The organism is Mucilaginibacter sp. A3364 (assembly GCF_059690715.1).
The window spans coordinates 882827-897376 of record NZ_JCAWED010000001.1 but is presented as its reverse complement, the minus strand read 5'-3'; the positions used below and the strand labels follow the sequence as shown (position 1 = coordinate 897376).

Annotated in this window: 16 protein-coding genes; 12 read left to right on the top strand and 4 right to left on the bottom strand. The window is 46.2% G+C overall.

Translation table 11 applies throughout. The features are described from left to right. Nucleotides 1-22: 22 nt before the first annotated feature. The 5 genes from AC59JT_RS03900 (at nucleotide 23) to AC59JT_RS03880 (ending at nucleotide 5395) form a co-directional block, all read left to right on the top strand. Entirely contained in the window at nucleotides 23-1618 is a 1596-nt protein-coding gene (locus AC59JT_RS03900; protein ID WP_497396299.1) for an amidase, read from the top strand. Between the two features lie 124 nt (nucleotides 1619-1742). Further along, nucleotides 1743-2660 (top strand): DUF72 domain-containing protein, encoded by a 918-nt coding sequence (locus AC59JT_RS03895; protein WP_497396298.1) that lies wholly within the window; start codon nucleotides 1743-1745, stop codon nucleotides 2658-2660. 62 nt (nucleotides 2661-2722) lie between these two features. Then, entirely contained in the window at nucleotides 2723-3787 is a 1065-nt protein-coding gene (locus tag AC59JT_RS03890) for a M20 family metallo-hydrolase (RefSeq protein ID WP_497396297.1), read from the top strand. Nucleotides 3788-3885: 98 nt separating this feature from the next. Next, a complete protein-coding gene (locus tag AC59JT_RS03885) occupies nucleotides 3886-5172 on the top strand; it encodes a DUF2851 family protein (RefSeq protein ID WP_497396296.1) in 1287 nt (428 codons plus the stop codon). A 1-nt stretch (nucleotide 5173) separates the two neighbouring features. Next, on the top strand, nucleotides 5174-5395 hold the full coding sequence (locus AC59JT_RS03880; RefSeq protein WP_497396295.1) for a PspC domain-containing protein: 222 nt from the start codon (nucleotides 5174-5176) through the stop codon (nucleotides 5393-5395). A gap of 49 nt (nucleotides 5396-5444) precedes the next feature. Here AC59JT_RS03880 and AC59JT_RS03875 read toward each other — a convergent pair whose 3' ends face one another. The 3 genes from AC59JT_RS03875 to argH form a co-directional block, all read right to left on the bottom strand. Next, nucleotides 5445-6137, bottom strand: a complete 693-nt coding sequence (locus AC59JT_RS03875; RefSeq protein ID WP_497396294.1) for a DUF1345 domain-containing protein — start codon at nucleotides 6135-6137, stop codon at nucleotides 5445-5447. 2 nt (nucleotides 6138-6139) lie between these two features. Next, on the bottom strand, nucleotides 6140-6343 hold the full coding sequence (locus tag AC59JT_RS03870) for a YwbE family protein (protein WP_497396293.1): 204 nt from the start codon (nucleotides 6341-6343) through the stop codon (nucleotides 6140-6142). Between the two features lie 132 nt (nucleotides 6344-6475). Continuing rightward, entirely contained in the window at nucleotides 6476-7813 is a 1338-nt protein-coding gene (gene argH / locus AC59JT_RS03865) for an argininosuccinate lyase (RefSeq protein WP_497396292.1), read from the bottom strand. A gap of 61 nt (nucleotides 7814-7874) precedes the next feature. On the opposite strand from argH, the gene AC59JT_RS03860 reads away from it, so the two are divergent. From AC59JT_RS03860 to AC59JT_RS03850, 3 genes are all read left to right on the top strand, one after another. Further along, a complete protein-coding gene (locus AC59JT_RS03860; protein ID WP_497396291.1) occupies nucleotides 7875-9194 on the top strand; it encodes an MFS transporter in 1320 nt (439 codons plus the stop codon). A gap of 144 nt (nucleotides 9195-9338) precedes the next feature. Further along, nucleotides 9339-10187, top strand: a complete 849-nt coding sequence (locus AC59JT_RS03855; protein ID WP_497396290.1) for an endonuclease/exonuclease/phosphatase family protein — start codon at nucleotides 9339-9341, stop codon at nucleotides 10185-10187. A 122-nt stretch (nucleotides 10188-10309) separates the two neighbouring features. After that, a complete protein-coding gene (locus AC59JT_RS03850; protein ID WP_497396289.1) occupies nucleotides 10310-10609 on the top strand; it encodes a hypothetical protein in 300 nt (99 codons plus the stop codon). Nucleotides 10610-10845: 236 nt separating this feature from the next. Here the strand turns inward: AC59JT_RS03850 and AC59JT_RS03845 are convergent, their stop codons facing one another. Next, nucleotides 10846-11619, bottom strand: a complete 774-nt coding sequence (locus AC59JT_RS03845) for an enoyl-CoA hydratase/isomerase family protein (RefSeq protein WP_497396288.1) — start codon at nucleotides 11617-11619, stop codon at nucleotides 10846-10848. A 73-nt stretch (nucleotides 11620-11692) separates the two neighbouring features. Between AC59JT_RS03845 and AC59JT_RS03840 the strand changes: the two genes are divergently transcribed. The 4 genes from AC59JT_RS03840 to AC59JT_RS03825 all read left to right on the top strand — a co-directional run bounded on the left by AC59JT_RS03840 (nucleotide 11693) and on the right by AC59JT_RS03825 (nucleotide 14311). Further along, complete coding sequence (locus AC59JT_RS03840) at nucleotides 11693-12028, top strand: MmcQ/YjbR family DNA-binding protein (RefSeq protein WP_497396287.1); 336 nt, start codon at nucleotides 11693-11695, stop codon at nucleotides 12026-12028. A 23-nt stretch (nucleotides 12029-12051) separates the two neighbouring features. Continuing rightward, nucleotides 12052-12711, top strand: a complete 660-nt coding sequence (locus AC59JT_RS03835) for a Pr6Pr family membrane protein (RefSeq protein WP_497396286.1) — start codon at nucleotides 12052-12054, stop codon at nucleotides 12709-12711. A 99-nt stretch (nucleotides 12712-12810) separates the two neighbouring features. Then, entirely contained in the window at nucleotides 12811-14034 is a 1224-nt protein-coding gene (locus tag AC59JT_RS03830; protein WP_497396285.1) for a metallophosphoesterase, read from the top strand. Nucleotides 14035-14077: 43 nt separating this feature from the next. Continuing rightward, complete coding sequence (locus AC59JT_RS03825) at nucleotides 14078-14311, top strand: hypothetical protein (protein WP_497396284.1); 234 nt, start codon at nucleotides 14078-14080, stop codon at nucleotides 14309-14311. Nucleotides 14312-14550: the final 239 nt, after the last annotated feature.

Genomic DNA, 14550 nt, shown 5'->3' with positions numbered 1-14550 from the left:
AAGTAACCAAAATACAAGCTTTATGCACAGGAGAAATTTCTTAAAAACCGGCTCCCTGGCCGGTGCTATTTTGGCCGCGCCTGCACTGGCATCGGCCACATCAACATCCTCAAATTTAAATACCGAAGCACCCGAAGCTTTTAGTTTAAGCGAGGCGACGATAGATACCCTGCAGCAAAAAATGAAAAGCGGCGCATTAAGCGCGGTAGCCATTACCCAAATGTATCTTAACCGCATAGCCGCCATTGACAAGGCCGGGCCAAAACTCAATGCGGTGATAGAGCTAAATAAAGATGCCCTGAAAATAGCTGCCGAACTGGACAAAGAACGCAAAAGCGGTAAACTGCGCGGCCCTATGCATGGTATTCCCGTTTTAATTAAAGACAATATTGATACCGGCGACACTATGCACACCAGCGCCGGATCATTAGCCTTGGCCGATAATTTTGCTAAACGCGATGCTTTTATCATTAAACAACTGCGCCAGGCGGGCGCTGTTATACTAGGCAAAACCAATTTAAGCGAGTGGGCCAACTTCCGTTCTACCCGCTCAACCAGCGGATGGAGCAGCCGCGGTGGGCAAACGCGCAACCCTTATGTGCTGAATCGTAATCCAAGCGGTTCCAGCGCAGGGTCGGGTAGCGCGGTGGCCGCAAGTTTATGTGCGGTGGCAATAGGTACCGAAACCAATGGGTCTATCGTATCCCCATCGTCGTGCAATGGTATTGTGGGGATAAAACCTACTGTTGGTTTATTAAGCCGGTCGGGCATTATCCCTATTTCCATAACACAAGATACAGCAGGCCCTATGGCTCGTACGGTTAAAGATGCAGCGATACTGCTAGGTGCCCTTGCCGGTGCCGACCAGGACGATAGCTACACCCAAAATACCAAGCCCGAAAATGACTACACCCGCTTTTTGAACACCAGCGGCTTAAAAGGCAAACGCCTGGGCATTGAAAAAAACGCGTTGCGGGGAAATGAAGAAATGGTGATCCTGTTAAAAGCCGCTATAGAAATCCTTAAAAGTCAAGGCGCCGAAATTATAGAAATTGAGCTGCAAAAAGAGATCAAAACAGGTGGCGCGTCCTTTAACGTTTTATTATACGAGTTTAAAGATGGCTTGAATAAATACCTCAGCACCGCCACATCCAAAGTAAAAAACCTGCAGGATGTCATCAACTTTAATAAAGGCAACGCCAGCAAATCAATGCCTTTCTTCAAGCAGGAAATACTGGAGCAGGCACAGCAAAAAGGCGATCTGCAAACACCCGAATACCTTGACGCCGTGAAACTAACTAAAGGTGTGGGCGCTATTATAGACGGCATACTACGCGATGATAAGCTCGATGCCATTATTGGGCCTACCAGTGGTTTTGCCGTATGTATTGACCTGGTTAACGGTGATTACAACAACGGATTTTCTTTCTCTTCGCCTGCGGCGATGGCCGGCTACCCACATATTACCGTGCCTATGGGCGCCTGGAACGAGTTACCGATGGGTTTATCATTCTTCGGCACTCCTTACAGCGAGGGTGACCTGCTAAGCATTGCCTATGCCTACGAACAAGCCTCCAAAAAACGCAAAGCACCAAAGTTTAAACCAGACCTGCTGTAGAGACGCAATATTTTGCGTCTCTACTAAAAATGAATATCAACAAGAGATGCAAAATATTGCGCCTCTACAATTTATTTTACCAAATGCCTGGTACATTTTATAACTTGCCACAAACTATTACACTATGGAATTTGGCCGGGTAACACCTGAAGAATTACCGCTGGTAGACTTTACCCTACCCGCTGATCCACAACTGACTATTGACACGCTTGCCGCCGCTAAAAATGGCGCGCCATTACAGGTGCACGTAGGTTGCGCCAAATGGGGCCGTAAAGAATGGGTAGGCAAAATATATCCGCCTAAAACTAAAGACGCTAACTTTTTGGATGAATACGTAAAGCATTTTGATTGCATTGAGCTTAACGCTACGTTCTACAACGTTTATCCGCCAGCCACCATAGCTAAATGGAAAGAAAAGGCCGACACACGGCCCGACTTTAAGTTTTGCCCTAAGTTTTCGCAAAGCATAAGCCATATTCGTCGCCTTAAAAATGCGGACGATATTACCACCACTTTTTACGAAGGCATTATGGCATTTGGCGAAAAGCTGGGGCCGCTGTTTTTGCAGTTGAGCGATAATTTTACGCCTAAAAGCTTCCCGGAGTTAAAGGCTTATTTAGAGCGCCTGCCTACAGATGTGCAGGTGTTTGTGGAAGTGCGGCATAAAGAATGGTTTGCTAACCCCGAAGCTCGTGCACAGATATTTGGCTTACTAAAACAACTTAACCATGGTGCGGTAATAACCGATGCCTCCGGTCGCCGGGATTGTGTGCATATGGAGTTGCCTACACCGCACGCGTTCATTCGCTTTGTAGGCAACAGCCTTGACCGTACCGATTACCAACGGGTTGATGAATGGGTTGATCGCATTAAACAATGGCGCGACCTAGGCCTGCAATCAGTCTGGTTTTTTATGCACCAGCATGACGAGCGCTATTCGCCCGAACTGGCAGATTATGTATCAGACCAACTGAACCAGAAACTGGGCTTAAGTTTACCACGCCCACATTTTATTGATAGAGATAAAGGATTGTTTGACTAAAACCTCTCCCAACCCTCTCTAAAGGAGAGGGCTTTTTGTTTAAAAACGATATTTTTGTTACGATGACCAACATTGATACCTTACACCAACAGGCTGTACAACTACTTCAACAACTGATCTCTATCCCATCGTTGAGCCGGGAGGAGAATCGTACTGCTGATCTGTTGGAAGTTTTCCTGAAAGAGAATGGCGTTGCTACTCATCGTAAGATAAATAATGTTTGGGCCTACAATAAGCATTATGATGCTGCAAAGCCTACCATCTTGCTTAATTCGCATCATGACACTGTGAAGCCCAACACCGGCTATACCCGCGATCCGCATGATGCAAAGACCGAAGATGGCAAATTATATGGCCTGGGCAGTAATGATGCCGGTGGATGTTTGGTGTCGTTAATAGCCACTTTTTTGTATTTCCATGATCGCACTAACCTGAAATATAACTTCTGCCTCGCTGCTACAGCTGAGGAGGAAATATCAGGTTTGAACGGTATTGAACTGGTGATACCTGACCTCGGTGCATTGGATTTTGCTATTGTTGGCGAACCCACACTGATGCAGCTAGCCATAGCCGAACGCGGCCTGATGGTGTTGGATTGCGTCGCCCACGGCAAAGCCGGCCATGCTGCCCGTGAGGAGGGCGACAACGCTATTTATAAAGCGCTGAAAGATATTGAATGGTTTCGCACTTACCAATTTCCTAAGGTATCTGAATTGTTTGGACCGGTTAAAATGTCGGTTACTATTATTAATTCAGGCTCGCAGCATAATGTGGTGCCGGCTACTTGTACGTTTACAGTAGATGTTAGGGTGGCCGATACTTACCGTAATGAAGAAGTATTGGAAATTATCCGCCAGCATGTAAACTGTGATGTTACGCCGAGATCTACGCGTTTAAAACCGTCGTCTATAGCTAAAGATCATCCGATAGTTCAGGCGGGCGTTGTTTTGGGTAGAACAACCTATGGCTCCCCCACTACATCTGATCAATCGCTTTTGGATATTACATCTATCAAAATAGGTCCCGGTGATTCGGCACGGTCGCATATGGCCGATGAGTATGTTTATGTGGATGAGATCAGAGAAGGGATAGAATTATACGTTAAAATGCTTGAGCAATTGGTGTAACCTCTCTCGCGAGACACAAAATATTGTGTCTCTACATTTGCCTTCGGAATAAAATGCTAAAAAATTTGGCAAAACAAATTATCTGCTTATATTAGATAATGCTTTATACCGAAGATTTTTTGCATTACGTATGGAAGTTCCGCCTGTTTGAGCGGGGCGATCTGCGTACTGTTGATGGTCAGCCCATCGAGATATTTTCGGCAGGCATACACAATACCCATTCGGGACCTGATTTTAGCAATGCCCGCATCCGCATTGGCGAAACCACCTGGGCAGGCAATGTAGAGATTCATCTCTCATCGGCCGACTGGAAGCGCCATAACCATGTTAACGATGGTGCATATGAAAACGTAATATTACACGTAGTGCTGCGCGATGATGAACCGGTAACTCTTCCCAACGGCAGGCAGTTACCCACCCTCGAGCTAAAAGACCGCATCCCCGAAGAATTATACGCCCGTTACCATAAACTGGTTTTCGGCACACCAACCATAATTCCTTGCGAAGCCACCATAGGCAAATTGGACGACTTTACATTGCGTACCTGGTTTACCCGTGTTTTGGTGGAACGATTGGAGAAAAAATCAGAAACGGTGATCAACAGCCTGCAGGTTAACCGAGGCGATTGGGAAGAAACCTTTTACCAGTTTTTGGCCGCTAACTTCGGCTTTAAAACTAACGCGCTGCCGTTTGAGTTGCTGGCGCGATCGCTACCGCAAAACATCCTCGCCAAAAACAAAAACAACGCGCTGCAAATAGAGGCATTGCTATTTGGGCAGGCAGGCTTTTTGAATGAGGATTGGACGGACGAGTATCCCCAAAAACTAAAAGCCGAATACGATTACCTACGCAAAAAATACAGCCTTACGCCCATTGAAAACCACTTATGGAAGTTTATGCGCATGCGCCCGCAAAATTTTCCTACGGTGCGCCTGGCGCAATTTGCTGCATTAATTGTAGGATCCAACCACCTGTTCTCAAAAATATTGGATATAAAAGATGTGGCAGGTTTACGCCGTTTGTTTACTGATATTGAAGTGAATCCATACTGGGAAACGCATTATCGTTTCGATAAGCAAAGCCCCGCCAGCTCAAAAAAACTGGGCGCAGCGTCTGTTGATGTATTGCTTTTAAACACTTTAGCTGTATTTTTGTTTAGCTATGGTAAGCATAACCAGCAGGAATACTACATAAACCGTAGCCTGAAACTGTTGGAAAACCTGCCCGGCGAAAGCAATAATATTATTGCCGATTTTAACGATATGGGGGTTAAGGCGACGACGGCATTTGAGTCGCAGGCCTTATTGGAGTTAAAAAACTATTATTGTAATTATAAGAAATGCCTGCAATGCAGCGTTGGAAATAAAATACTTAAGATAGCTTGATATGATACAGCGTATAATTACCTTTTTCGAGCGTTACTCCTTCGGGGTTTGCACCTACCTGGGCGAGCGCTTCCATGTATCTATCTCCAAGATCAGGTTATTTTTTATTTATTCCTCGTTCCTGGCGGTAGGGTTTCCACTTATTATGTATTTGTTTGCCGGGATTGTGCTGGATATCCGCAACTACGTTAAACGTACCCGTACGAGGTTTTCTGATTTTTGATATGAACTGTGTAGAGACGCAATGTTTTGCGTCTCCGGCTGCAGCTTACCTATGATATCAGCCCCGAAACAATATTAATACTCAAAGCCACAATGGCCGTATTGAAAGCAAACGCAACAAGCGCATGCAATAACGCCAACCGGCGGATAGTCCGCGAGCTGATCTCCACATCCGATACCTGGAAGGTCATCCCGATAACGAACGAAAAATACACAAAGTCCAAATAATCCGGTTGCTTTTCATCACCCGGAAAGCTCAAACCACCTAATATTTTCTTATGGCCATCCTCGGTTTGGGTGGTGTAATATAAATGCGCGTAGCGGAGGGTAAACAACGTATGCACTAACCACCACGATACCAGTACCGAAGTTAACGACAGGATAACCGGGAATGCTACCCCCTCACCGCTTTGTCCCTTTGCTGAAGTCAACAAAAACACAATAGCACCCAAACTGATCACCGAGGCCACAATAACAAACAAGAAAATAAACGTCCGACTGGAATCTTCTAACTGTGCGATCTTTCGTACCTCGCGCGGGTGAGAAGTAAAAATAATGATCCACTCCATAATGATAACAGACAACGCAAAGGCCACCCAGGTCATTAAAACCGTTGCGGGTACAGATTGATGCTGCCTTGTAAAATACCATGCCGCCGCGCCTCCAATTACCGCTATCAGCAGGCGATACTGGGCATCGAGCCTGAAAAATAGTTGTCGGTTAGGTTCTTTACTCTTTGCCATGATCAATCGTCTTCATCTACAATGTACGCTACCCTGCCTATCTGCCCATCCTCTAAACGTACTTTGATCCCACGAGAATGGTGAGCCGCACTCGTCAATAAATTTTTCACAATGCCGCGGGTAAGCGTGCCGCTGCGCTGATCTTTCTTCAGGATGATATCAACCTCAAGGCCGGGGTATATGTCGCTTCGGTTTTGTCCGTTCATGATCATTATTTAAAAATGTCATTTCGACGAGGTACGAGGAGAAATCTATACACGGGCAAGTACGGGTTACTCAGTGTATGTATAGATCCCTCACTAGCGTTCAAGATGACAGTTGGGGTAATTCTTATTTTATTAATGCTTCACCAACTCCGCAACCGCCCAGGCTACTTTATCAAATTTAAAGCTGTTTACCAAAGCCTCCATATTGGCGCTTATCTGCTCGTTATACAGGTTACCTATGCTGCCTTCGTGGGTGTGGTTAACGGTTTTATCGGGGTTAAAGTTGCCTTGCTCAATATCCAGCCCTATTTGTTTGTACGCGTCGCGGAAAGGGGTGCCATTAAGCACCATGCGGTTCACTTCCTCCACGCTAAACAGGTAGGCGTATTTTGGGTCGTTTAATATATCGGTATTTACGGTGATGTTTTGCAGCATGAAGGTGGCCATATGCAGGCAGCTCTTCAGTTCGGCAAAGGCCGGGAAAAGCAGTTCTTTCAACAGCTGCATCTCGCGGTGATAACCAGATGGCAGGTTGGTGGTCATCAATGCCACATCTGTAGGCAGGGCTTGCAGGCGGTTACATTTACCGCGCATAATTTCCCAAACATCGGGGTTCTTTTTATGCGGCATAATGCTGCTGCCGGTTGTCAGGGTATCCGGGTAGCTTACAAAGGCGAAGTTCTGGCTCAGGTAAAGCGTTTGATCCATGGCCATTTTAGCCAGTGTAGCCGCTATAGATGATAAGGCCTGCGCGATGATCCGCTCCGTTTTACCGCGCCCCATCTGCGCATAAACCACATTATAGTTCAGGTTATCAAAACCCAGCAACTCGGTGGTCATGGTGCGGTTAAGCGGGAACGATGAGCCATAGCCGGCTGCCGATCCCAAAGGATTCTTATTGGTAATTTTATAAGCAGCCAGGATCAATTCCAGGTCGTCGGCCAAACTTTCGGCATAAGCGCCAAACCACAGGCCGAATGACGATGGCATTGCCACCTGCAGGTGCGTATAGCCCGGAAGCAAAACATTCTTATGCTTCTCGCTTAGTTCTATCAGTTGCTTAAACAGGATATGGGTTTCTTCAACCACCTGTTGCAATTCGTGGCGGAAGAACAGTTTCAGATCAACCAAAACCTGGTCGTTACGTGAGCGGCCGCTGTGGATCTTTTTACCGGCATCGCCAATGCGGCGGGTAAGCAGCATTTCAACCTGCGAATGCACGTCTTCCACGCCGGCTTCAATTGTGAAGTCGCCTTTTTCCACATCGGCATAAATGTTTTTCAGTTCGCGCTGTACCAGCTCAAGGTCCTCGGCGCTCATCAGGCCAATGCTTTGCAGCATGCGGGTGTGCGCCAATGATCCTAATACATCAAAAGCGGCCATTTGCTGGTCAAATTCGGTATCGCGGCCAACGGTAAATTGCTCTACCAGTTGGTTAACATTTGTGGTTTTTTGCCAAAGCTTACTCATGGTGCAAATATGGGAATTTTGGAATAGATTGTTGCGTATATTGTGCGATATTCAACCCGATATGATCACCAATAAAATACCTGTGCAAACCACCTCTACCCGCATACGCTCAATCATAGGCGGCTCGTTAGGCAATTTGGTGGAATGGTACGATTGGTATATCTATTCGGCCTTTGCACTGTATTTCTCAAGTAGTTTCTTCCCGTCAGATAACCGAAACGTACAGCTTTTAAATACAGCCGCTGTATTTGCCGTAGGCTTTCTGATGCGACCATTCGGCGGCTGGATCATGGGTACCTATGCCGACAGACATGGCCGCAAAAAGGCCCTAACCACTTCTGTGTTAATGATGAGCATCGGCTCATTGATCATAGCCATTGTGCCCGGTTATAATACCATCGGCATTGCCGCGCCTATCATACTGGTGCTGGCCCGCATGGTGCAGGGCCTGAGTGTGGGCGGTGAATACGGCACCAGCGCCACCTACCTGAGCGAAATGGCGGGGCGCAAACACCGTGGCTTTTACTCCAGCTTCCAGTATGTAACGCTAATTATGGGGCAACTGATAGCCTTGGGCGTGCTGATATTGCTACAACGGATGTTCCTGACCGAGGACCAATTAGAAGCCTGGGGCTGGCGGATACCCTTTGCCATAGGCGCAGTACTGGCTATTGTAGTAATGTATTTAAGGCGAAGCCTGCAGGAATCCGTCAAACTAACAGTCGACGATAAACAACGCTCGGCTTTGGATACGTTGAGATCTTTAGCGCAACATCCCAAAGCTGTATTAACGGTTGTAGGCCTAACGCTGGGCGGCACCGTGGCTTTCTATACGTTCACTACCTACATGCAAAAGTTTTTGGTCATCGCCTCCGGTTTCAGCAAGGCATCGGCTACTATGATATCAACCTTGACGCTGGTTGTATTTATGCTATTACAGCCTTTGTTTGGCTTACTGTCTGATAAGATAGGTCGCAAGCCTTTACTTATAGGCTTCGGTGTGCTGGGCGCGATCATGACCGTACCTATTTTAACCTTGTTAGGCAACACCAAAGATGTATGGACCGCCTTCGCCCTCATCATGTGCGCGTTGATCATTGTGAGCGGCTATACCTCCATCAACGCCGTTGTAAAAGCCGAACTCTTCCCCGCTAACGTGCGGGCTTTGGGAGTGGGCTTTCCTTATGGCGTGGCGGTTTCTCTTTTTGGCGGCACAGCCGAGCCCTTCGCGCTGTTATTTAAGGAAGCCGGGCACCAGGAATGGTTTTACTGGTACGTAACGGGCTGTATATTGGTTTCGCTATTGGTTTATACCACGATGCGTGATACCAGGAAGCATTCCAAAATTGTGGAGGAAGAGGTTGTGAGTCATGAGTCTTGAGTTCTAATCTTAAGTCAAATGACTACCGACTTAAGACTCAAGATTTAGGACTATCAAGCATGTTACCCATCTGTTAACTTTGTACACACATGCTAAACTAAGCGCAATAATTGCCATCTTTAGCCCACCAAATTATACTTCAACATGAAACACAAATTACTTTTATTAGCTTTTGCCATACTGGCATTAGGCACCGTGGCGCACAGCCAACAGTTAACCATTGCCAGCTACAACATCCGTTATGACAACAAGGGCGATGCTGCCAAAGGCGACGGTTGGGCAACCCGCTTCTCTACTATAGCCAACATTATCAAGTTTAACGATTTTGATGTGTTTGGCGCGCAAGAAGTATTGCACAATCAATTGCTTAACCTTACCGATAGCCTGCCGGGATATAAATGGTTAGGCGTGGGCCGCGATGACGGTAAAGAGGCCGGCGAGTATGCCCCTATCTTTTACAAAGCCACCAAATTTAAGTTGCTAAGCAACGGCCACTTCTGGATGTCTACCGATACCGAAAAACCTAACAAAGGCTGGGATGCCGCTTTACCGCGCATTTGCACCTGGGCTTATCTGCAGGACATTAAAACAGGCTTCAAATTTTACTTCTTTAACCTGCATATGGACCACGTAGGTGTTGAGGCCCGTAAACAAAGCTCAATACTGGTACTGGCCAAGGTTAAACAAATGGCAGGCAAAACCCCTACCATCCTAACCGGCGACTTTAATGTTGACCAAAACAACGAAAGCTATACGCTGATCAATACATCAGGCGTACTGAGAGACTGTTTTGAGCTGGCACCTATTAAACTGGCTGACAATGGCACTTTTAACAGCTTTAAAGTAAACACTGTTACTAAAAGCCGCATAGACCACATATTTGTAACCAAGGACTTTACAGTACAGCGTTATGCCATTTTAACCAACACAGCTAACGGTCATTTACCGTCTGACCATTACCCGGTAGTGGTAAAAGTTGATTACAAAAAGTAATTTTATTACACACAAACACAGCTAATTACATGGGTAATTAACTAAATGTTTAAACCATTTTAGCTGTGGGTCGTCTTAATTATACAAACAACGCAATTGATGTTTAATTAAAAATTACGACCATGAAAGCATTAAAATTATCAATCATAGCAGCGGTATTAGCTTGTTCAGTACAAGCTGCAAGCGCACAAGTAAGTATAGGTGTTAGCATAGGCACACCGGCCCCACGCAGAGTGGTGGTAGTTGACAGACCGGTAGTTTACGAACGCCCGGTAGTTTATCACCGCCCACGTACCGTAGTGGTTGAAAGATATGCCGCACCACGCTATCGCAGCGTATATTACAGAAGTGGTTACCGTCATTACGCGCCACGACCTGTAGTGGTTCATCGCCCGGTAGCGGTTCACCACAGACACTGGTAATAAACAAAAAAGGCCCCTCAAATTAAGGGGCCTTTTTTGTGGGGGTGCGCCATTTTAAAAGTGGCGCAAGTGGCGCAGCAATTTTTCATAAAAAACTGATATACAATAAATTATCAAAAAAAGCGGCGCAAAGCGGCGCACCCACTCTATTTTATAAATGCCTCAATATCAATTCATTAAAAAATACTCAATATTAACCCTTTTAAAAGTGGCGCACCCCCAATTTTAAAAATGGCTCACTTTTTATTCAAAAAATGCTGCAAAGCCTGCTGGGTAAAGTCCGAGAGTACCAACACGCCGCTGATGGCCGCGCGTTGATGTAGTAATTCGTCCCAATCCTCGGTACCTTCCCATAAAATTTGTTTCAGGCCGGTTAGGGCTTCGGGGTGATAGCTTGCCAGTTTATGAGCCAGTTCGTCCACAGCTTTATCTAATTCGGCTACGTCGGAATATACTTCATTATACAAGCCTTTTTCCATGGCCCATTGCGCGGTCTGAAAATCGGTAGCGCGAATGGTAAGCTGCGAAAATGCCGGCAAACCTATCTTACGCGTAACCGCCGGCGATATCACAAACGGACCGATACCTATAGCCAACTCGCTTAGTTTAATAGCTGCCGCTTCGGTAGCCAGGCAATAGTCGGCAGCGGCGGCAAGGCCTACCCCACCACCAACCGCTTTACCCTGTACACGCGCGATAATGATCTTGGGCGATTTGCGGCAGGCGTTGATCACCCGGGCAAAGCCCGAGAAAAACACGGCGCCGGTTTCTTTATCTTTTATCTGCAGCAACTCGTCAAAACTGGCACCGGCGCAAAAGGTGCGGTCGCCCTGGCTTTGCAGTACAATAACACGTGTACGCTCATCAGCACCCGCATTGTCAATAGCCTCGGCCAATTGGCCCAGTAAAAGCGATGGCAGCGAGTTTTGCGCCGGGTGATAAAACGTGATGGTTGCGATGCCTGTATCGCTTATGATAAGGCTTATGTTGCCGTTGGTCGTATCGGTCATAGTTAAAACAATATCTTCAGTACTAAGTTAAAGCAATTTTAAAATAGTAATTTAGTTATCAGCCATTTGTTTTATGATAGCCATAGAAACCGTACGCCAGTTTGCCTTATCGCTACCCGGAACCGAAGAGTATGACCATTTTGGCAGGCCCGCCTTCCGTGCCAACAAACGTACGTTTGCCACGCTTTGGGTGCCTGAGAACCGCGCTATGGTAAAACTAACGCCGATAGATCAATCGGTATTCTTAGCTTTTAATCCCGAGGTTATTTACCCCGTCCCCAATAAGTGGGGCCTGCAGGGCTGCACTTTTTTCGAATTAAAAGAGGCCCGGTTGGATATGCTGCAAGATGCCCTCACCACCGCCTACGAAACGGTGATGATCAAAAAATCGACCCGTAAAAAATCATAGCCCATACTTCAACTTATCTTACCATGAAAAACAAAACAAAAACCCTGTGCACCGTACTGTTCGCGCTTATGGTGTGGTTCGCGCTGGTGTTGCAATTCAGCTTGTCTATCCAAAAAAACATGGCAGCAGGAACGTCATTTATCGGGGCTTTTGTTTTGATCATGAGCTATTACACTATTCAAACCAACTTGCTTATCGCCATAGCCATGACCTCGTTATTAAAACCTGACTCTGCCTGGGGGCGATTCTTTTCGCGGGTGTCCGTATTAACGGCTATTGCAGTTTATATCATCATTGTGGGTTTAATTTATAACACCGTGCTTAAGGGGCGAGTAAAGTTGGAGGGCTTGTTTATACTGGCGGATTTTTTGGTGCATACGGTTAGTCCGCTGGCTTATGTGTTGTATTGGTTTGCATTCGTGCCGCGTAAACCCATTCAATGGCGCCAGTTAGTATCCTGGGCATACTTTCCGCTGTTATACCTGGCTTACGCGCTTACCCGTGGTGCCATCACCAATCATTATCCATACTTCTTCCTCAACGCCTCTCAATATGGTTATGCGCAGGTATTCATCAATTCATTTTTTATTTTGGTGATGTTTTTGGTGCTGGGCGCGATATTTATCGGTTTCAATAATTACCTCGCCAAAAAGCATGCAACCCACGCTGCTAATTTGCTGTAAACCCGCAAATTTTACTTTGCAATTAGCTTTCCTTTAATAAATTGCGGAAGCTTAATAAAAACTATGCACAGAGGCGGATTTTTCAAAATATTCTTGATAATGGCGGCGGCAAGTCTGCTGCTGGATTGGTACGTATTTTCGGGTTTTAAAACTTTTACTAAAGACTGGCGAAACCAGCGCGCAGGCAAGATGCTCCGCTGGGGCTTTTTTATACTATCCATAGGCGTAACCGCCGCGTTCATTATCTCCATAGGTTTTGTAAGTAGTCTGCGCGGAATGAAGCTGATCCATACCTGGTCGTTTGGGCTATTTTTAACCTTTTTGGTTACCAAAATTGTTTTTGCGCTGGTATTGTTTATCGGCGATCTGGGCCGGTTGGGCGTAGGTACCTATAATGTAATAGCCCACCCTAAAGCCAAATCGCATTTCCCGGGCCGTCGTAAGTTTATTAGCGAACTGGCTATCCTGATAGCCTCCTATCCTTTTCTTGGCTTTTTTTATGCGATGATATGGGGAAAATACGACTACCGCGTGCACCGCGAAACCATTTACTATGATGACCTGCCCGATGCTTTCGATGGCTTTACTATCACCCAATTATCTGATATCCATTCAGGCAGTTTCGATAACATACACGCCGTACAAAAGGGAATAGACCTTGCCCAGGCTCAAAAAAGCGATCTCTTCGTTTTCACCGGCGACCTGGTGAATAACACCGCCGATGAAATAGCGCCTTACATCAAAAATTTCAGCAAACTACGTTCGCCATATGGCCAGTATTCCATTTTAGGTAATCACGATTATGCAGATTATATACAATGGGATAATGAGCAGCAAAAAGCCGCCAACCTTGACAGGCTCAAGCAACATCATAGTGAAATTGGATTCCGCCTGATGCTTGATGAACATATCGAACTGGAAAAAAACGGCCAGAAAATAACCCTCATCGGTGTACAAAACTGGGGTCGCGGTTTTATCCAAATGGGCGACCTTAAAAAAGCGATGAACGGTGTGCCTCATGACGCCTTCAAGGTCCTCCTCTCGCACGATCCTACCCACTGGGAAGAACAGGTACGGTTCCACCCCGAAACCAATATACACCTCACCCTATCGGGGCATACCCATGGCGCGCAGTTTGGTGTAGAAACGGCAGGCTTTAGATGGAGCCCGGTACAATACCGCTACGTAAACTGGGCCGGATTGGCGCACGAGCAGAACCGTTACCTGTATGTAAACCGGGGCTTTGGCTTCCTGGCTTTCTCGGGCAGGTTGGGCATATGGCCTGAGATAACTGTTATCACCTTAAAGAAAAAGAAAGTTTAAACAAAACCGCTTCGCCGTAGCTTTTATAATAAATACACAAGCTATGGCAAACAAACCCGTAAAATATACCGCACCACGTAATACCCGCAAACAAACTAAAACCGACAGCGAGGTTTGGAAAGAGAATTGGGAAGTAATGAAGCCTTTCGTTCGCTTTGGTTTTAAAGCCATGGTGATCATCGGCGGAGCTTTAATAAGTATTGTGAAGTTGATACCAAGTTTGTTGGAGGAGCATAAAGAGGTGCCGAAAAAGGGTGGTAAGGTTATTAAGATATAATAGATCTGGCACCTGTTTAGCGCGAGGTTATGACCTACACGCATATACAGTAACCTAATATGCTTTTTTTGTCATTGCGAGGCACGAAGCAATCGCACGCTTGCTAAGTCGACGACCTTTCTCTGTGCGATTGCTTCGTGCCTCGCAATGACACGTGGAGAGCGATTACGTAAGTAGCGAGGTGCCCCAGCTAACGCCAAAACGTTAAATATATTTTAACACTTCCATCAGCAAACAGC